The 17981-nt window shown below is 51.0% G+C and carries 32 protein-coding genes; all 32 read left to right on the top strand.

The window, feature by feature from the left end:
- The first annotated feature begins 168 nt into the window (after window positions 1-168).
- The 32 genes from rpsL to rpsK all read left to right on the top strand — a co-directional run bounded on the left by rpsL (window position 169) and on the right by rpsK (window position 17977).
- Complete coding sequence (gene rpsL, locus SPD80_RS05360) at window positions 169-537, top strand: 30S ribosomal protein S12 (protein ID WP_028263493.1); 369 nt, start codon at window positions 169-171, stop codon at window positions 535-537.
- 48 nt (window positions 538-585) lie between these two features.
- Window positions 586-1056: a 30S ribosomal protein S7 gene (rpsG, locus tag SPD80_RS05365; protein ID WP_320604063.1), complete on the top strand. Its 471-nt coding sequence runs from the start codon at window positions 586-588 to the stop codon at window positions 1054-1056.
- Between the two features lie 21 nt (window positions 1057-1077).
- Window positions 1078-3174 carry an elongation factor G gene (fusA, locus tag SPD80_RS05370; RefSeq protein ID WP_320828828.1) on the top strand — a complete coding sequence of 699 codons (2097 nt, stop codon included), beginning with the start codon at window positions 1078-1080 and terminating at the stop codon, window positions 3172-3174.
- Between the two features lie 47 nt (window positions 3175-3221).
- Window positions 3222-3530: a 30S ribosomal protein S10 gene (gene rpsJ, locus SPD80_RS05375; RefSeq protein ID WP_002563157.1), complete on the top strand. Its 309-nt coding sequence runs from the start codon at window positions 3222-3224 to the stop codon at window positions 3528-3530.
- An 87-nt stretch (window positions 3531-3617) separates the two neighbouring features.
- Window positions 3618-4259, top strand: coding sequence for a zinc ribbon domain-containing protein (locus SPD80_RS05380; RefSeq protein WP_320828829.1), 642 nt, complete (start codon window positions 3618-3620; stop codon window positions 4257-4259).
- Between the two features lie 222 nt (window positions 4260-4481).
- Entirely contained in the window at window positions 4482-5102 is a 621-nt protein-coding gene (rplC, locus tag SPD80_RS05385; protein WP_320604060.1) for a 50S ribosomal protein L3, read from the top strand.
- 42 nt (window positions 5103-5144) lie between these two features.
- Window positions 5145-5771 carry a 50S ribosomal protein L4 gene (gene rplD / locus SPD80_RS05390; RefSeq protein ID WP_320604059.1) on the top strand — a complete coding sequence of 209 codons (627 nt, stop codon included), beginning with the start codon at window positions 5145-5147 and terminating at the stop codon, window positions 5769-5771.
- Window positions 5771-6073, top strand: coding sequence for a 50S ribosomal protein L23 (rplW, locus tag SPD80_RS05395; protein ID WP_320604057.1), 303 nt, complete (start codon window positions 5771-5773; stop codon window positions 6071-6073). The genes rplD and rplW overlap by 1 nt, the downstream gene beginning before the upstream one ends.
- A gap of 159 nt (window positions 6074-6232) precedes the next feature.
- Entirely contained in the window at window positions 6233-7066 is an 834-nt protein-coding gene (gene rplB, locus SPD80_RS05400; protein ID WP_320604055.1) for a 50S ribosomal protein L2, read from the top strand.
- Window positions 7067-7089: 23 nt separating this feature from the next.
- The gene (gene rpsS, locus SPD80_RS05405) at window positions 7090-7350 is read left to right on the top strand and encodes a 30S ribosomal protein S19 (protein ID WP_002563163.1); all 261 of its coding nucleotides are present in this window, start codon (window positions 7090-7092) and stop codon (window positions 7348-7350) included.
- A gap of 15 nt (window positions 7351-7365) precedes the next feature.
- Complete coding sequence (gene rplV / locus SPD80_RS05410) at window positions 7366-7728, top strand: 50S ribosomal protein L22 (RefSeq protein ID WP_320604052.1); 363 nt, start codon at window positions 7366-7368, stop codon at window positions 7726-7728.
- 4 nt (window positions 7729-7732) lie between these two features.
- Window positions 7733-8443, top strand: coding sequence for a 30S ribosomal protein S3 (gene rpsC, locus SPD80_RS05415; protein WP_320604050.1), 711 nt, complete (start codon window positions 7733-7735; stop codon window positions 8441-8443).
- Complete coding sequence (gene rplP / locus SPD80_RS05420; RefSeq protein ID WP_028263483.1) at window positions 8443-8871, top strand: 50S ribosomal protein L16; 429 nt, start codon at window positions 8443-8445, stop codon at window positions 8869-8871. Before rpsC ends, rplP begins: the two co-directional genes overlap by 1 nt.
- Window positions 8872-8873: 2 nt before the next feature.
- Window positions 8874-9077, top strand: coding sequence for a 50S ribosomal protein L29 (rpmC, locus tag SPD80_RS05425; protein ID WP_320604047.1), 204 nt, complete (start codon window positions 8874-8876; stop codon window positions 9075-9077).
- A gap of 17 nt (window positions 9078-9094) precedes the next feature.
- Window positions 9095-9361, top strand: a complete 267-nt coding sequence (gene rpsQ, locus SPD80_RS05430; protein ID WP_320604045.1) for a 30S ribosomal protein S17 — start codon at window positions 9095-9097, stop codon at window positions 9359-9361.
- A gap of 82 nt (window positions 9362-9443) precedes the next feature.
- Complete coding sequence (rplN, locus tag SPD80_RS05435) at window positions 9444-9812, top strand: 50S ribosomal protein L14 (RefSeq protein ID WP_002563169.1); 369 nt, start codon at window positions 9444-9446, stop codon at window positions 9810-9812.
- Window positions 9813-9826: 14 nt separating this feature from the next.
- Entirely contained in the window at window positions 9827-10135 is a 309-nt protein-coding gene (rplX, locus tag SPD80_RS05440) for a 50S ribosomal protein L24 (protein WP_320604042.1), read from the top strand.
- 273 nt (window positions 10136-10408) lie between these two features.
- Window positions 10409-10975: a 50S ribosomal protein L5 gene (gene rplE, locus SPD80_RS05445; RefSeq protein WP_320604040.1), complete on the top strand. Its 567-nt coding sequence runs from the start codon at window positions 10409-10411 to the stop codon at window positions 10973-10975.
- A 65-nt stretch (window positions 10976-11040) separates the two neighbouring features.
- Window positions 11041-11226 carry a type Z 30S ribosomal protein S14 gene (locus tag SPD80_RS05450; protein WP_002563172.1) on the top strand — a complete coding sequence of 62 codons (186 nt, stop codon included), beginning with the start codon at window positions 11041-11043 and terminating at the stop codon, window positions 11224-11226.
- Window positions 11227-11324: 98 nt separating this feature from the next.
- Window positions 11325-11723, top strand: coding sequence for a 30S ribosomal protein S8 (gene rpsH / locus SPD80_RS05455; protein WP_320604037.1), 399 nt, complete (start codon window positions 11325-11327; stop codon window positions 11721-11723).
- Window positions 11724-11752: 29 nt separating this feature from the next.
- A complete protein-coding gene (gene rplF / locus SPD80_RS05460; protein ID WP_320604035.1) occupies window positions 11753-12289 on the top strand; it encodes a 50S ribosomal protein L6 in 537 nt (178 codons plus the stop codon).
- 62 nt (window positions 12290-12351) lie between these two features.
- Window positions 12352-12720 carry a 50S ribosomal protein L18 gene (gene rplR, locus SPD80_RS05465; RefSeq protein WP_320604033.1) on the top strand — a complete coding sequence of 123 codons (369 nt, stop codon included), beginning with the start codon at window positions 12352-12354 and terminating at the stop codon, window positions 12718-12720.
- 11 nt (window positions 12721-12731) lie between these two features.
- A complete protein-coding gene (gene rpsE, locus SPD80_RS05470; protein ID WP_320604031.1) occupies window positions 12732-13253 on the top strand; it encodes a 30S ribosomal protein S5 in 522 nt (173 codons plus the stop codon).
- A gap of 2 nt (window positions 13254-13255) precedes the next feature.
- The gene (gene rpmD / locus SPD80_RS05475) at window positions 13256-13444 is read left to right on the top strand and encodes a 50S ribosomal protein L30 (RefSeq protein ID WP_002563177.1); all 189 of its coding nucleotides are present in this window, start codon (window positions 13256-13258) and stop codon (window positions 13442-13444) included.
- A gap of 12 nt (window positions 13445-13456) precedes the next feature.
- Window positions 13457-13906, top strand: a complete 450-nt coding sequence (gene rplO, locus SPD80_RS05480; protein WP_320604028.1) for a 50S ribosomal protein L15 — start codon at window positions 13457-13459, stop codon at window positions 13904-13906.
- Window positions 13900-15186 (top strand): preprotein translocase subunit SecY, encoded by a 1287-nt coding sequence (gene secY / locus SPD80_RS05485; RefSeq protein ID WP_320604026.1) that lies wholly within the window; start codon window positions 13900-13902, stop codon window positions 15184-15186. Before rplO ends, secY begins: the two co-directional genes overlap by 7 nt.
- 16 nt (window positions 15187-15202) lie before the next feature.
- A complete protein-coding gene (locus tag SPD80_RS05490) occupies window positions 15203-15829 on the top strand; it encodes an adenylate kinase (protein WP_320828836.1) in 627 nt (208 codons plus the stop codon).
- On the top strand, window positions 15826-16614 hold the full coding sequence (map, locus tag SPD80_RS05495) for a type I methionyl aminopeptidase (protein ID WP_320604022.1): 789 nt from the start codon (window positions 15826-15828) through the stop codon (window positions 16612-16614). The genes SPD80_RS05490 and map overlap by 4 nt, the downstream gene beginning before the upstream one ends.
- A 93-nt stretch (window positions 16615-16707) precedes the next feature.
- Complete coding sequence (gene infA / locus SPD80_RS05500; RefSeq protein ID WP_002563182.1) at window positions 16708-16926, top strand: translation initiation factor IF-1; 219 nt, start codon at window positions 16708-16710, stop codon at window positions 16924-16926.
- Between the two features lie 139 nt (window positions 16927-17065).
- Window positions 17066-17179, top strand: coding sequence for a 50S ribosomal protein L36 (rpmJ, locus tag SPD80_RS05505; RefSeq protein WP_002563183.1), 114 nt, complete (start codon window positions 17066-17068; stop codon window positions 17177-17179).
- Window positions 17180-17194: 15 nt separating this feature from the next.
- Window positions 17195-17563, top strand: a complete 369-nt coding sequence (rpsM, locus tag SPD80_RS05510; protein WP_320604015.1) for a 30S ribosomal protein S13 — start codon at window positions 17195-17197, stop codon at window positions 17561-17563.
- Window positions 17564-17575: 12 nt separating this feature from the next.
- Window positions 17576-17977, top strand: coding sequence for a 30S ribosomal protein S11 (gene rpsK / locus SPD80_RS05515; RefSeq protein WP_028263467.1), 402 nt, complete (start codon window positions 17576-17578; stop codon window positions 17975-17977).
- Window positions 17978-17981: the final 4 nt, after the last annotated feature.

Raw genomic sequence — 17981 nt, forward strand, 5'->3', positions numbered from 1 at the left:
CCAAAATATGGTAAGCCTGTGAAATAAGGATACGCCCGGTGCCGTGGTGTGTTGACGCTCAAGCTTGAGCGTTGTATCGTTCCACATTGCGACAATTCTAGGTGATGGTGCTGCGTCGCCTTTGAGGGTTAGCATATTTGTTTATCAATAGGTAAGAAGGAGAAAGCTTTGCCTACAATTAATCAGCTCGTTCGCCAGGGCCGTGTGAGCGTTAAGGCCAAGTCCAAGAACGCTGCTCTCCAGCACAACCCACAAAAGCGTGGCGTGTGCACTCGTGTATTTACTACCACCCCTAAGAAGCCTAACTCGGCTCTTCGTAAGGTTGCTCGTGTACGCCTGGTAAATGGCATCGAGGTAACCGCCTACATTCCTGGTGAGGGCCACAACCTTCAGGAGCACTCCATCGTTCTTATCCGCGGTGGCCGTGTTCGTGACCTTCCTGGTGTTCGTTACAAGATTGTCCGTGGTGCTTTCGACTGCGCAGCAGTTCAGAACCGTAAGCAGGGTCGTTCCCGCTACGGTGCTAAGCGTGGCTAATTAACCAAGGATTAAACGTTCGTTCCCTAAAGTTCTGAGGAGAAAATAATGCCGCGTCGTGCAGCAGCAGTTCGTCGTGAGGTTCAGCCTGACGCCGTTTACAACAACAGGCTCGTAACCCAGCTTATTAACAAGATTTTGCTTGACGGTAAGAAGTCTACCGCTGAGCGTATTGTATACACCGCTTTTGACCTCGTAGCTTCCAAAACCGGCGAGGATGCACTTGCCGTATTCAAGAAGGCTATGGACAACGTACGTCCTACCCTTGAGGTTAAGCCCAAGCGTGTTGGTGGCGCTACCTATCAGGTACCTATGGAGGTTAACTCCCGTCGTGCTACCACCCTTGCAATCCGTTGGCTCGTTGGTTTTTCTCGCACTCGTAAAGAGAAGAGCATGGCAGAGCGTCTTGCAAACGAGATTGTAGATGCTTCCAATGGCGTTGGCGCCTCTATCAAGAAGCGCGAAGATGTATTCAAGATGGCAGAGGCTAACCGCGCCTTCTCCCACTACCGCTTCTAATTGGAAGGTCTGGAGTAATTTATGGCAAAGGTTAAGTATAAACTCGAAGATCTTCGTAACATCGGCATCATGGCTCACATTGATGCAGGTAAAACGACGACTACCGAGCGCATTCTTTACTACACGGGTAAGACCCACAAAATTGGTGAGGTTCATGATGGCGCAGCTACCATGGACTGGATGGTTCAGGAGCAGGAGCGCGGTGTAACCATTACCTCCGCTGCAACTACGTGCTTTTGGAAAGATCACGTCATTCAGATTATTGACACCCCTGGTCACGTAGACTTTACCGCTGAGGTAGAGCGCTGCTTGCGTGTTCTTGATGGTGCTGTAGCAGTATTTGACGCTGTTGCAGGTGTACAGCCTCAGTCCGAGACCGCTTGGCGTCAGGCTTCTAACTACAACGTTCCTCGTATTGCGTTTATCAATAAGTTTGACCGTATTGGTGCAGACTTCTTCCACGCTATCGAGACCATGAAAGAGCGCCTATCTGCTAACGCAGTTGCCATCCAGGTTCCTATGGGCGCTGAGGATCAATTCTGGGGTCTTATTGACCTTGTCACCTTGGAAGCATGGGACTTCAAAGAGGATGCCAAGGGCATGATTTTCCCCGAGAAGATGGATTCCATTCCTGAGGAGTTTGCAGACATCGTAGCCGAGAAGCGCGAGGAGCTTCTTGAGGCAGCTGCCGCCTATGATGACGAGCTCATGGAAATGATCCTTGAGGATCAGGAAATTCCTGCCGAGAAGCTCAAGGATGCTATCCGTGCTGGTGTTCTTGCCAACGATTTGAACCCTGTATGTGTTGGTTCTGCTTATAAGAACAAGGGTGTTCAAGAGTTGCTTGACGCAGTTATTGATTACCTGCCCAGCCCTCTGGATATTCCTGATGTTGAAGGCACCGATCCTAAGACTGGCAATACGCTTACTCGTAAGGCAGACACCAAGGAGCCTTTCTCGGCTCTTGCCTTTAAGGTTATGACCGACCCCTTCGTAGGTAAGCTTACTTACTTCCGTGTTTATTCGGGTCAGGCAGAGGCTGGTAGCTACGTCTACAACTCCGTTAAGGATGGTCGCGAGCGCCTTGGTCGCATTCTCGAGATGAACGCTAATGATCGAGTAGACCGTGAAGAGTGCTCTGCAGGTGACATCGTTGCTGCTGTTGGTCTGAAGAACACCACCACTGGTGACACGCTGTGTGATGAGCATAACAAGATTATTCTTGAGTCCATTGAGTTCTCTGATCCTGTAATTGACGTTGCAGTAGAGCCTAAGACCAAGGCAGAGCAGGACAAGATGAGCGTTGGTCTTGCCAAGCTTGCTGAGGAGGATCCAACCTTCCAGGTTCACACTGATCATGAGACCGGCCAGACCATCATTGCTGGTATGGGCGAGCTCCATCTGGAGATTATTGTTGACCGTCTGCGTCGTGAGTTTAAGGTAGACGCAAACGTTGGTAAGCCCCAGGTTGCATACCGTGAGACCGCTGGTCATGCAGTTCAGCATGCAGAAGGTAAGTTTGTACGTCAGTCTGGTGGTCGTGGTCAGTATGGCCATGCCATTATCGACATGGAGCCAGCAGAGCCCGGTACCGGCTATGAGTTTGTTAACGCAATCGTTGGTGGCGTTATTCCTAAGGAGTACATTCCTTCTATCGATAAGGGCATTCAGGAAGCTCTGGATAGCGGCGTAGTAGCTGGATATCCTGTAGTAGACATTAAGGTAACCCTGGTCGATGGTTCTTACCACGAGGTAGACTCCTCTGAAGCCGCATTCAAGATTGCTGGTTCTATGGCAATTAAGGATGCTCTTAAGAAGTCCGATCCTGTCCTGCTTGAGCCTATCGAGGACGTAGTTGTCGAGACCCCCGAGCAGTACATGGGCGACGTAATGGGCAATCTGTCCAGCCGCCGTGGCAAGATTGAGGGCATGGAAGATCGTAAGGATACCAAGATTATCCGCGCCAAGGTTCCTCTGGGCGAGATGTTTGGCTATGCAACTGATCTTCGCTCCCAGACGCAGGGCCGCGCGAGCTACACCATGCAGTTCGGCTCTTATGAGGCAGTCCCCAAAGCTGTTGCCGAGGAGATTGTAAGCAAAGCCGGCGGTAACGCCTAAGAGACAAACCCTTACGAGCTCATAGCTCAATGATGGAGGTACTTAAAGTGTCAAGCCAGAAGATTAGGATTCGCCTCAAGGGCTACGATCACGAGGTAGTCGATCAGTCCTCGAAGCTTATCGTTGATACCGCACAGAAGACTGGCGCTCGTGTTTCCGGGCCCATTCCTCTGCCTACCGAGCGCAATCTCTATACGGTGATTCGCTCGCCTCACAAGGATAAGGATAGTCGCGAGCAGTTTGAGATGCGTACGCACAAGCGTCTTATCGACATCCTTGAGCCTACATCCTCTACAGTTGATTCGCTCATGCGTCTTGACTTGCCTGCAGGTGTAGATATTCAGATTAAGCTTTAATCAATCTGTTTAGCACGTGGTAATCGTTCAGAAGCCCTTGGGAAACCGGGGGCTTCTGTTGTATAAACAGCGCTATAAGGAGTGCGTATGTTTTGTTCTCAATGTGGTGTCAAGAATTCTGATGAAGCAAAATTCTGTACCAGCTGCGGAGCATCGCTTCACTCAGCTACAGTACATACCTCAGCAGCCGAACCAAGCGATTCGACGGTAGAAACTAATCCGGTAGCAGAAAACAAGCAAGATACAAAGACTTCTGTAGATCGGATTTTAGATTCTGCCGAAAATGGCGCTCGTCAGATTACGGAAAGTCTTGCAAAGAAGCACTATCGTTCACTTCAGGAGCGTACTTCAAAGGAAAATATCTGCGTTCTTGCGGGTTTTCTCGGGAGCATTCTTGGGTGCATAACTCCGTTTTGCACATTTAGCATACCAGGTGCTTCACATAGCGTAAATCTTATTAAAAACGAAAATGGAATACTGATTGTTGGCGGAGCAGTTGCCGCTCTTGTTTTTTATAATATGTACGCAGATAAGCGCGCGGCGATTTTTAGTGGTATTACGGCATTTTTGGGGTTTAATGCTGTCTTTACTGCGGGCGATGCCATCTATAGGTCAAGAGTGGGTGTTTTCTTTACGTATGAGATTGGCTACTATCTGTTATTTGCTGCATCAGTGGCATTTGCAGTTGCAGCGTACCTTATCTATAAAGATCTCAAAAAGAGTAAATAAATCTTATGGATACGCCCGAATACGTGGATGCTTAAGTCCCAGCTAGACGGCAAACTTTTTATGCGTAGACATTGTGAAGCAGAGAAAATCCGTCTACAATAGATGGGCTGCATCACTGGGACACGTGTGTCTCGAAGGTGCAATCACACAAGTTGTGGTCCGCTGGGGAAGAGCGTAGGGTGCGCTCTATAGGTCCTATGACCACCGAAGGTAAGGATTAGTATGGTCAGCACGATTCTCGGCCGCAAGCTTGGGATGACGCAGGTATTTGACGAGAATGATAACGTCGTACCTGTAACCGTAATCCAGGCAGGCCCCTGCGTAATTTCGCAGGTAAAGACGAAGGCAACTGACGGCTATGATGCCGTACAGATTGGCTTTGGTGACATCAGGTCCAAGCTCGTAAACAAGCCTATGGCAGGTCATTTTGCCAAGGCCGGCGTTGAGCCTATGCGCACGCTGCGCGAGGTTCGCGTTGAGGACGGCTCTCAGTTCAATACAGGTGACGTAGTTTCTGTTGCCGATTTTGCTGAGGTTGCTTCTGTAGACGTTACCGGCACTTCTAAGGGTAAGGGCTTCCAGGGCACCATCAAGCGTTGGAACTTCCACCGTGGACCTATGACTCACGGTTCTCGTAACCAGCGCAAGCCAGGTTCTATTGGCCAGTGTGCATATCCTGCACGCGTCCGTAAGGGCCTCCACATGGCAGGTCACATGGGCGACGAGCGCGTAACCGTTAAGAACCTCAAGCTGGTTCAGGTTGACGCCGAGCAGAACATCATGCTCGTAAAGGGTGCTGTCCCTGGCGGTAAGAACGCTATCGTCTCTATCCGCATGGCCTAAGGCCACACAGTACCAAGTCTTTAGGCTAACAAGGAGAACATGATGTCCAAGATTGAAATCAAAAACGCTGAGGGGAAGGCTGTAGATACAGTCGAGCTCTCCTCTGACGTTTACGGCATTGAGCCAAACATCTCTGTAGTACACCAGGTTGTTGTATGCCAGGCCGCTTCCATGCGCCAGGGCACTCACGCAACCAAGAATCGTTCTGCTGTTTCTGGCGGCGGCGTTAAGCCTTGGCGTCAGAAGGGCACCGGTCGTGCTCGTCAGGGTACCATCCGTGCTCCACAGTGGGCAGGCGGTGGCGTAGTCTTCGGACCTACCCCTCGCTCTCATGCACGTCGCACTAACGCTAAGGAAGTAAAGCTTGCACTTCGTTCGGTACTTTCTGGCAAGCTTGCAGATGCTGAGCTGGTAGTAGTAGACAGCCTCAATTTTGATGCTCCTTCTACCAAGCAGGCAGTCGCTCTTCTCAAGAACCTTGAGCTTACGGGCAAGCGTGTTACCGTTGTTGTTTCTGACGAGGACGTAAACACCTTCTTGTCCTTCCGCAATGTAGAGAAGGTCACGGTAATTGGCGCTTCTGAGGCAACGGCTGCATCCCTCATCGACAACAAGGCACTTATCATGAGTGCTGATGTTGCTAAGCACTTCGAGGAGGTGCTCGCATAATGAACTCTGTTTATAACGTAATCATTCGCCCGGTAGTTTCTGAGCGTTCTTTTGATCTTATGAGCCAGCGTAAGTACACCTTTGAGGTGGCACAAAATGCTGCTAAGGAAGAGATTGCTGCTGCAGTGGAGAAGCTTTTCAACGTTCATGTTGTAAAGGTAAACACCATGTCGGTAAAGCCTAAGAACAAGCGTGTTCGCTACGTTACTGGCAAGACTCGCAGCTGGAAAAAGGCAATCGTTACCCTCGCTGAGGGCGATTCCATCGAGATTTTCGGCAACCAGCAGGTAGCCGAAGCTTAAACGTGGTACTAAAGCCCCCACATTCGTGGGGGCGTACAAAATGTGTCGTGCGTTATATGGATACGCTCGGCACCGTGGTAGTCCGGTGTTACTTCGCTCGAGGCATATGCCTCAATCCCTTAAACGAAGTGGCTAACGGATAAAGAAAGGGAAAGATTTATGGGAGTTAAGCACCTTAAGCCCACGAGCGCGGGCCGTCGCTTCCAGACGATTTCGGACTTTGCCGAGATTACGACGGACAAGCCAGAGAAGTCTCTTCTCGCCCCGCTTTCTAAGCATGCAGGTCGCAACAACAACGGTCGCATTACTACCCGTCACCAGGGCGGCGGCCACAAGCGTCAGTACCGTATCATTGATTTTAAGCGCAAGAAGGATGGCATTCCCGCTAAGGTTGCCACCATCGAGTATGATCCTAACCGTTCTGCTCGCATTGCACTTCTCCACTATGTGGATGGTGCTAAGGCATACATTCTTGCACCTAAGGGCCTTAATGTAGGCGATACCGTAGTTTCTGGTACCGATGCAGACATTAAGCCTGGCAACTGCCTTCCTTTGGCTGACATTCCAGTAGGTACCTTGGTACACGCTGTAGAGTTCCAGCCTGGTAAGGGCGCTGCAATTGCACGTTCTGCTGGTACCTCCATTCAGCTCATGGGCAAGGATAACGGCTATGCAGTTCTCCGTATGCCATCTTCCGAGCTTCGTCGTGTTCTTCTCACTTGCCGTGCAACCATCGGTGAGGTTGGCAATGCTGATCACTCCAACATTACGGGCGGCAAGGCTGGCCGTAGTCGTTGGCGCGGCATTCGTCCCACCGTTCGTGGTACGGTCATGAACCCTGTTGACCACCCCCACGGCGGCGGCGAGGGCAAGAATCATACTTCTGGTCGTCCTTCTGTATCTCCTTGGGGTAAGCCATCCAAGGGTGCTAAGACGCGTGACCCGAAGAAGGCTTCTAACCGTCTGATTATTCGTCGTCGTAAGACGAAGTAAACACGAGTAGTAGGAGATATTACATGAGCAGAAGTCTCAAGAAGGGCCCGTTTGTGGAGACTCGCCTCCTTGCGCGTGTTGCTGCACAAAACGAGGCTGGCACCAAGGACGTAATCAAGACTTGGTCGCGTTCCTCCACCATCTTCCCCGAGATGGTTGGTCATACCATTGCTGTTCACGATGGTCGTAAGCATGTACCCGTATACGTGACTGAATCTATGGTTGGTCACAAGTTGGGTGAGTTTGCACCAAGCCGCACATTCCGCGGCCACAAGGTTAAGTAGGGGAGGTAACGACAAATGGCAAACAACACCGCCTCTCAGGAGGTTCGCGCAACCGCCAAGTACGTCCGCGTCGCCCCTCGCAAGGCTCGTCTCGTAGTAGGCACCATTCGTAACCTGTCTGTTGATCAGGCTCTCGAGAAGCTTGCTTTTACCGAGCGTGCTGTTTCTGTCGATGTAGAGAAGGTACTGCGCTCTGCTATCGCTAACGCCGAGAATAACAGCGGTCTTCGTCGCGAGAACCTTGTTATTAAGGCAGCATTTGTAGACGAGGGTCCAACGCTTAAGCGTATTCGTCCTCGCGCTAAGGGCTCCGCTTCGCGCATTAACAAGCGCACGAGCCACATTACTGTAGTTGTTGCTCCACGAAAGGAGGCATAAGAGCATGGGTCAGAAAGTTCAACCTACTGGCTTCCGTCTTGGTATTACCGAGAACTGGCGTTCCCGCTGGTTTGCAGGGAACAAGAACTATGCCCAGAACCTTGGTAACGACCTCGAGATTCGTCGTTTTCTCGAGAAGCGCCTCGCTCGTGCTGCTCTCTCCCGCGTGGAGGTCGAGCGTGCCGGCGATAAGGTAAAGGTAATCATCTTTACCGCACGTCCTGGTATTGTTATCGGCAAAAAGGGCTCCGAGATTGACGTTCTTCGCGCTGATCTTGAGAAGCTTTGCAAAGCCGAGAAGGGCCAGGTTACCGTTGACGTTGTAGAGGTAAAGCGTCCTGAGCTTGACGCAAACCTCGTTGCTCAGTCCATTGCCGAGCAGCTTGAGCAGCGTATTGCTTTCCGTCGCGCTATGCGCAAGGCTGTTCAGTCTGCACGTAAGGCCGGCGCAAAGGGCATTCGTATTCAGTGCTCTGGTCGTCTTGGTGGCGCCGAGATGGGTCGTCGTGAGTGGTACCGCGAGGGTCGCGTACCTCTGCACACCCTTCGCGCAAAGATTGACTATGGCACCAGCACTGCTCGCACCACCATGGGTGCTTGTGGTGTAAAGGTTTGGATTTATCTTGGCGAGAAGCTCCCTGGTCAGCCTGCACCTAACCCTGCACTTGAAGGCACCAGCCGTCCTCGCCGCCGTGGCGAAAGGAGGAGCAAATAATGCTAGCTCCTAAGCGCGTACTGCACCGTAAGGTTCAGCGTGGCTCCATGAAGGGTGCTGCCAAGGGGCACACCAAGCTCAACTTCGGTACCTATGGTATCCGTGCTGAGGAAGCCCACTGGATCACTAACCGTCAGATTGAGGCTGCCCGTATTGCTATCACCCGTCGCATGCGCCGTGGTGGTAAGGTATGGATTACCATCTTCCCTGACAAGCCTATTTCTAAGAAGCCTGCCGAGACCCGCATGGGTAAGGGTAAGGGTAATCCCGAGGAGTGGGTAGCCGTAGTAAAGCCCGGTCGTATCATGTTTGAGATTACCGGCGTTGCTGACGACGTTGCTCGTGAGGCTCTTCGCCTTGCGCAGCACAAACTTCCTATTAAGACCAAGATTGTTACCCGCGCCGATCAGGACGGGGAGGATAAGTAACCATGAAGTCGACTGAACTCCGCGAGCTCTCTGATGAGGAGCTTGCTCAAAAGCTTGAGGACGGCCGTGCCGAGCTGTTTAACCTCCGCTTCCAGATGGCTACAAGCCAGTTGGATAACACAGCGCGTGTAACTACCGTCAAGCGTGACATTGCCCGCGTCCAAACAGAGATGCGTGCTCGTCAAATCGCAGCACAGTCTAAGTAGATCGCAGGAGATAAAACATGAGCGATATCGAATCCAGGAATTCGCGCAAGCTCCGCACTGGCGTTGTTACGTCTATCTCTGGCGAGAAGACCGTGACCATCCAGATTGTGGATCGCAAGCGTCATCCTAAGTACGGCAAGATGATGACCATCACCAAGAAGCTTCACTGCCATGACGAGAACGGCGTTGCCGGTTTAGGCGATACCATTCGCGTAATGGAGACCCGCCCTCTGTCTAAGACCAAGAGGTGGCGTGTCGTTGAGGTCGTTGAGAAGGCCAAGTAAGCACGATCTTTAAGTATTCCACTCCATGCCATGTGTGCCGCTCGATGGGCACACCTCTGGCAGGATATGTTCGGAGGATCTGATGATTCAAATGGAGACCATGCTCGCAGTTGCCGATAACTCCGGCGCGCGACGCGTGAAATGCATCAAGATTCTGGGTGGTTCCAAGCGCCGTTATGCCGGTATTGGCGACGTCGTCATTGGTGCTGTCCAGGAGGCCACCCCTGGTGGTAACGTAAAGAAGGGCGATATCGTACGTTGCGTTATCGTTCGTACCGTTAAGGAGACCCGTCGTAAAGACGGTAGCTACATCCGCTTTGATCAAAACGCTTGCGTTGTAATCAACAAGGATGGCAATCCTATCGGTACCCGCATCTTCGGACCAGTAGCCCGTGAGTTGCGTGACCGCAAGTACATGAAGATCGTCTCTCTCGCACCTGAGACGCTGTAGGCAAGGGAGCGAACATGAAAATTAAGAAGGACGACCTCGTAGTAGTTCTCTCTGGTAAGGACAAGGGTAAGCAGGGCAAGGTTCTGCGCGCACTTCCTTCCAAGAACAAGGTTGTTGTAGAGGGCGTTGCCATCGTCAAGAAGGCTATGCGTCCTACCCAAGCTAACCAACAGGGCGGCATTGTATCTATGGAGGCTCCTATTGATGCTTCCAACGTTGCTCTTATCGATCCTAAGGATGGCAAGCCCACGCGCGTAGGCTATCGCGTATCCGAGGATGGCACTAAGGTTCGCTATGCAAAGCGTTCCGGTGAAGAGATCTAAGCAAACGCGTAGACTTCTTTATAATGCGCACAAGACCTCATCGTTTGATGGGGTCTTTTTTGTATCTGCAGGTCCTTGTATGGTTCGCAAATGTGCAGGCAACGTGTGAAAATATCAAGATAATCCACGAAATAGTGGCATTGTGCCAATCAAATCACTAAACTGTATCGATGCATGTCTATGCGTAATGGGCGTGCTATGGCCCTTTGCATGCCAAACAAAGGGGCGCGAGGTGGTCCCCGCGCATAAGCCACCATGAGTTAAGGAGACAACATGGCAGATCAGAAGGACAAGGTAGTCCCTCGCCTTAAGGAGCAGTATTTCGCCACCGTGCGTGACGAGCTCCAAAAGCAGTTTGGCTACACCAATGTACACATGATTCCCAAGTTCGAGAAAATCGTGGTTAACATGGGTGTTGGTGAAGCTGCAACCGATGCTAAGGCAATTGATGGTGCTGTAGCAGACCTTCGTGTTATTACTGGTCAGCAGCCTATTATTACCCGTGCTCGTAAGTCTATTGCAACCTTCCACCTGCGTGCTGGCATGCCTATTGGCGCCAAGGTTACGCTTCGCGGTGACCGCATGTGGGAGTTTCTCGATCGTTTGATTTCCGTTGCAATTCCTCGTATCCGTGACTTCCGCGGTATTTCCGATAAGAGCTTTGATGGCCGTGGTAACTTCTCCATGGGCGTAACCGAGCAGCTTATCTTCCCCGAGATTGACTTTGACAAGATGGATCATACGCGTGGTATGGATATTACTATCGTTACCACCGCTCACACTAACGAGGAGGGCAAGGCACTTCTCACCGCCTTTAACTTCCCCTTTAAGAAGAACTAAGGCATTTATTATTTTGGTAAGTCGCGGCTTGGTAGACACCAAGACGACTTTATGAAGGAGGATTTGTGGCTAAGACATCGATGATCGTCAAGGCTTTGCGTGAGCCGAAGTACTCTACGCGCACTCAGAACCGTTGCCAGCGTTGTGGGCGCCCCCACTCCGTATATCGCAAGTTTGGTCTGTGCCGCGTGTGCTTCCGTGAGCTTGCAAGCAAGGGCGAGCTTCCTGGCGTAAAGAAGGCAAGCTGGTAAGCAGCATCCGCTTGGGAAGCAGCCATGTAAAGGCGCTTTTACCACGGGTTTAAGCGAACCAGACATGGAAATTCATCTCTAACAAAGGAGAAAACTACATGAACGTTACCGATCCTATTGCTGATATGCTTACGCGCATCCGCAATGCGAACTCTGCTGGTAAGGCAACTGTATCCATGCCTTCCACTAAGGTTCTCGTTGAGGTCGCTCGCGTTATTAGCGAAGAGGGCTACGTAGAGGGCTATGTTGTAGAGGATACCAAGCCCCAGAAGACCTTGACCCTTACGCTTAAGTATGGTCAGCGTCGCGCAAAGGCCATTAAGGGCATTCGCCGTATCTCTAAGCCTGGCCTGCGCATTTACTCTGCAGCAGAGGACCTGCCTCGTGTACTTGGCGGTCTTGGTACTGCAGTTATTTCCACTTCTAAGGGCATGATGTGTGACCGCGATGCACGTAAGAAGGGCGTCGGCGGCGAGGTCATCGCTTATATTTGGTAAGACTCTAAGGGATTAGGAAAGGAGACACCGTGTCTCGTATCGGTAAGAAGCCTGTCCAGATTCCTTCTGGAGTCACCGTGACAGTAGATGGTTCTAAGGTAAGCGTAAAGGGCTCCAAGGGTGAGCTTTCACGCACCTTCTCTGAGCTGGTTAGCATTGCTCAGGAAGGTGAAGAAATCCTGGTTTCTCGCGTAGATGACTCCACCGAGTCTAACGCGCAGCAGGGCCTTGTACGCACGCTCATTAACAATATGGTTATTGGCGTTTCTGCTGGTTTTGAGAAGCAGCTTGAGCTTACGGGCGTTGGTTACCGTGCAGCTCTTAAGGGCAAGGACCTTGAGCTTTCTCTTGGTTATTCTCATCCAGTACCTTATGCAGCACCCGAAGGCATTACCTTCGAGGTACCCGATAACACTCACATTAACGTAAAGGGCATCTCCAAGGAGCAAGTTGGCCAAGTTGCAGCTGAGATTCGTGCCAAGCGTGCTCCAGAGCCTTATAAGGGCAAGGGTATCCACTACGTTGGTGAGCACATCCGTCGTAAGCTTGGTAAGGCTGCTAAGTAACCTCGCCTTGCGAATATACAAGACCGTCACCCCGTTAGGTGTCGGCATAAAAAGGAGTGTTAATGAACAAGTTTAAGGCAAAGTTGCTCGGACTTAAGCGCCGTCAGCGCCGTGTCCGTGCCAAGATTTCGGGTACCCCTGAGCGTCCTCGCTTGAGTGTACACCGCACCAACGCCAACATTTATGCACAGGTAATCGACGATGTCGCTGCCAAGACCATTTGCGCCGCCTCCACGCTCGACCCTGAGTTCAAGGCAACTGGCAAGGTAGCTTCCAATAAGGACGCTGCCGCGTTCGTAGGCGAGCTCGTTGCAAAGCGCGCTGTCGAGAAGGGCGTAACTGAGGTTACGTTCGATCGTGGTGGCCGTGTTTACCATGGCCGTATCCAGGCACTCGCAGATGGCGCCCGCAACGCGGGCCTGAAGTTCTAGGAGGAATTTAGATGGCACGTGATCGTAAGCGCCAGCAAGAGACTGATCTTCAGGAGCGCGTAGTATTCATCCGCCGCGTTTCCAAGACCGTTAAGGGCGGCCGTCGTATGTCTCTTGTCGCACTCGTAGTAGTTGGTGACGGCAAAGGTAACGTAGGTCTTGGTTCTGGTCGTTCTGCTGAGGTGCCTCTGGCAATTCAGAAGGCAGTTGACGACGCCAAGAAGAACATGTTTAAGGTGCCTATTACTGAGTCTGGTTCCGTACCTCACTCAGTAGAGGGTCATTATGGTGCAGGCCGCGTTCTTATCCAGCCTGCAGTAGAGGGTACCGGTGTTATTGCTGGTGGTCCAGTACGTCCTCTCTTTGAGCTTGCTGGTATTACTAACGTACTTGCAAACTCTCTTGGTACCGATAATGCACTTAACATGATTAAGGCAGCTGCAGAGGGTCTTAAGGAGCTTGAGAGCCCTGAGCAGACTGCTGAGCGCCGTGGCCTGACCGTCGGTGAGATGTTCGTCGGTAAGGAGAACTAATAATGGCAGACAAGACCCTTAAGGTTACGCTCGTACGCAGCGCTGTAGCTTCTGTAAAGAAGGATCAGACGGCAACCTGCCGTGCAATGGGCCTTCGTAAGATTAACGACGTAGCCGTACTTCCCGATAATCCCAGTGTCCGAGGCATGATCTTTAAGGTCAAGCACCTCGTGACGGTAGAAGAGAACTAGGAGTTAGCCACTATGCAACTCAACGATCTTCGTCCTGCAGAGGGTGCAAAGAAGGCCCGCAAGCGTGTGGGTCGCGGTAACTCCTCTGGTCATGGCACAACCGCTGGCCGCGGACAAAACGGTCAGCTTTCCCGCGCCGGTGGTGGCAAGGGTTCAGGTTTCGAGGGTGGTCAGCAGCCTTTGGCTATGCGCCTTCCTAAGCTTCCTGGCTTCCGCAACATCAATCGTGTCGAGTACGCTCCCGTAAACGTTGCTCGTCTCGATGGTCTTTTCGCTGATGGTGACATCGTAGACGGTGCCGCATTGGTAGAGAAGGGCGTTATTAAGTCCGAGCTTGTTCCTGTTAAGGTCCTCGGCGACGGTGAACTTACTAAGAAGCTCACTGTCAAGGTGGATAAGGTTTCCGCTTCTGCTAAGGCTAAGATTGAGGCGGCCGGAGGAAAGGTTGATCTCCCGTGCTAAAGGGAATCGCCAACGCATTTCGCATTAAAGAGCTCCGTAACAAGATTTTGCTTACGCTGGGTATTTTGCTCCTGTACAGGATTGGTTCACACATTCCTGTACCGGGCATCCCATTTGCTGGCATGCTTGCTGCTTATAAGAGCGCATCTTCTAATGCAAGCTTCATCTCGGTGCTCGACCTGTTCTCAGGCGGTGCACTTTCTCGTGTTTCGTTGTTCAGCTTAGGCATTATGCCCTACATTACTGCAGAAATTATCATGCAGATGATGCAAACAGTAGTTCCGTCTTTGAGTGAACTTGCTAAAGAGGGCGAGGCTGGTCAGCGCAAGATTACACAGTACAACCGCTACATCACGATTGTTCTTGCGTTTATCAGCGCTGTTGGTTATCTCTTCTTGTTTAAGAGTCCAGCTTTTGGCATTAGCTTTGCAAATAGCGGAGCACCCGAGCTCCTTATGGATGCTGTAGTTGTTGTAACTATGGTTACAGGCGCCATTATGATTATGTGGCTCGGTGAGGTTATCACTCAACGTGGTGTTGGTAATGGTATGTCGCTCATTATCTTTACCAATATCATGAGTGGTCTTCCTTCGGCAATTCAGGGCACCATTCAGTCGTCCGATAAGGGCGTCTTGTACGCAGCCCTTACTGTTTTGGTTATTGCGATTGTCATTCCGTTCATTGTGTACATTGAGCGTGGACAGCGTCGTATTCCAATTCAGTACGCAAAGCGTGTTGTAGGCCGCAGGATTATGGGTGGTCAATCCACATATTTGCCTATTAAGGTAAATACTGCTGGTGTAGTGCCCATCATTTTTGCTTCTGCAATTCTGTACTTCCCTGCACAAATTGCAGTTTTCTTCCCTGGCGTAGCTTGGATTAACAACGTAGCCAATGCGGTATCCGCCGGATGGGTAAACTGGACGCTTTCTGTTTTGCTAATTGTCTTCTTTGCATACTTCTATACCTCTATGGTATTTAACCCAGAGGAGACAGCAGATAACCTCAAGAAGCAGGGTGGCTTTATTCCTGGTGTACGTCCAGGCTCTGCAACCGCTGCGTATATCAAGAGTACGCTCGATCATATTACGCTGCCCGGCGCCATTTTTATGGCACTTATCGCAGTAGTTCCTTCTATTGCATTTACCTTTACGTCCAATGCGCTTATTAGGACGTTTGGTGGCACCTCTATTCTGATTATGGTTGGTGTTGCAATGGATACTATCTCTCAGCTTGAGGCACAGTTGAAGATGCACAACTACGAGGGTTTCTTTAAGTAGGAGAAGAGTGACGCACATGAACATTGTATTGCTCGGCGCTCCTGGCGCAGGAAAGGGAACTCAAGCACAGAAGCTTGTAGCTGAATTTGGAGTAGCACACATCTCTACCGGTGACATGCTTCGTGCAGCTGTTAAAGCTCAAAGTCCTTTGGGTGTAAAGGCTAAGTCTTTTATGGATGCGGGTACCTTAGTGCCTGACGAGCTCATTATTGATTTGGTTAAAGAGCGCCTTAGTGCCCAAGATGCACAAAAGGGTTTTATTTTGGATGGTTTCCCCCGCAATACAGCTCAAGCAATTGCTCTTGATACAGCGTTAGAAACTATGGGCAAGGCCATTGATTCTGCCTTATTGGTAGATGTGGCATCCGATGTTATTGTTGCACGCTTAAGTGGACGTCGCACCTGCAAAGCATGCGGTTATACCGGCACTGCTGCAGATGAGGCTTGTCCAAGGTGTGACGGAGAAATGTATCAGCGTGATGACGATAAGCCAGAGACCATTAAGCATCGTCTTGATGTCTATGAGCAGCAAACCGCGCCGCTTATTGGTTACTACCAAGAGCGTGGTCTTCTCAACAAGGTTGATGGTGATCGTCCTGTTGACGTTGTGTACTCAGATGTAAAGGGTCAGCTCGGTCTATGATTATTATCAAAACACCGCAGCAGATCGAAGAAATGAAAGTCTCTGGAGCGCTGTCTAAGATGGCGCTCCGCCGCGTTGGTGCTGCGATTAAGCCCGGGGTAAGCACCCTTGAGCTTGATCAGATTGCCGAAAGTGTCATTCGTATGCACGGCGGAACCCCCACGTTTAAGGGATACGGCGGCTTTCCGGGGTCTATTTGCGCAAGCATCAACGAGCAAGTAGTTCATGGTATTCCTTCTGCTGACGTTCGCCTTTCAGAAGGTGACATCATTTCTATTGATACGGGGGCTACAGTCAATGGTTGGGCAGGCGACAACGCTTGGACCTTCTTTGTTGGCGAGCCATCCCGTGAGGCAAAGGCATTGTGCGAGGTAACGCGCGATTGCCTTAAGGCAGCAATTGCTCAAGCTCTTCCCGGCAATCATCTGGGTGATATTGGCAATGCTTGCCAAGAGCTTGCCGAGAAGAACGGCTTTGGTGTACTTCGCGAGTATGTAGGTCATGGCGTTGGTCATGATTTGCATGAAGAGCCAAATGTTCCTAATTATGGTAAGCGTGGTCGTGGTGTTCGTTTGCAAGTTGGTATGGTCATTGCAATTGAACCCATGATTACGTTTGGTAGTCCTACGGTTGACGTAGCTCCCAATGGCTGGACAGTTTCTACGATTGACCACTCATTAGCAGCGCACTATGAGAACACCGTGGCGATTACAGAAGATGGTCCCGTTATTGTTTCCGCCGATGACAAGGGCGCATGGTGCTCCTTGTATGGTGGGCAACTTTAAAATCTATGTTCAATTGATGACGTTTAGACAAAATGCTTGTAGTTTAGGTATGATGTCTAATCGCCGATATTGTGCGAGGAGAGGTATACACCAGTGAGCAAACAGGACGCAATTGAGCTTGAGGGTAAAGTACTCGAGCCCCTGCCAAATGCGATGTTCAAGGTTGAGCTCGAAAATGGTAGCACCATTCTGTGCACCATCTCGGGCAAGATTCGAATGAACTACATTCGTATTCTTCCTGGTGACAAGGTTGTAGTGGAGATTTCTCCCTACGATTTGACTCGTGGACGCATTACGTACCGTTACAAGTAAGTAATCGTCTTGTTCTTCTTAAGGACGGCAAACGGTTATTCACGCCTGCGGCTGGGCGAGTAGATAGCGCATGATCAGCTCCACCTGATCGGCCACCATAGCACGAGGGTTCGTAATAGAACTATCGAGAGGAATTAAAATGAAGGTACGTCCTTCCGTTAAAAAGATGTGCGATAAGTGCAAAGTCATTCGCCGTCACGGTAAGGTATACGTGATTTGCGAGAACCCGCGCCATAAGCAGCGCCAGGGCTAAGAGAGGAGCACGAAGTTGGCCCGTATTAACGGTGTCGACCTCCCACGCGAAAAGCGTGTCGAGATCGGTCTAACTTATATCTACGGCATTGGCCGCACCAGCGCTTCCAAGGTCTGTGAAGCAGCTGGAGTAAATCCAGACACTCATGTACGTGACCTCACTGAGGACGAAGTAACTAGGCTTCGTGATGCTATCGACGCTAACTATACCGTCGAGGGCGATTTGCGTCGTGAAGTTCGTCAAAACGTAGCCCGTTTGATGGAGATTGGTTGCTACCGCGGCCTTCGTCATCGTAAGGGTCTTCCTGTCCGTGGTCAGCGCACCCACACGAACGCTCGTACCCGTAAGGGTAAGCGTCGTCAGGTCGGCGGCAAGAAGAAGTAGGGAGACTAGACAATGGCTACACAGAAGAAGAACGCTCGCGCACGCGTAAAGCGCTCTGAGCGTAAAAACATTGCTGTTGGACAGGCTCACATTAAGAGCACCTTTAACAACACAATTATTTCGATTACTGATCCCCAAGGCAACGTAATCGCATGGCAGTCTGCCGGTACCGTTGGTTTCAAGGGTTCTCGTAAGTCCACTCCTTTTGCTGCACAAATGGCAGCAGAGGCATGCGCCAAGGCAGCTATGGAGCACGGCCTGCATAAGGTTTCCGTGTTCGTAAAGGGCCCCGGCTCTGGTCGTGAGACCGCTATTCGTTCCCTCCAGGCTGCTGGCCTTGAGGTTTCGAGCATTCAGGACAAGACCCCCATTCCGCACAACGGTTGCCGTCCGTGCAAGCGTCGTCGCGTGTAGTAAG

This window comes from Atopobium sp. (genome assembly GCF_034113385.1).
Taxonomy (GTDB): Bacteria; Actinomycetota; Coriobacteriia; order Coriobacteriales; family Atopobiaceae; genus Atopobium.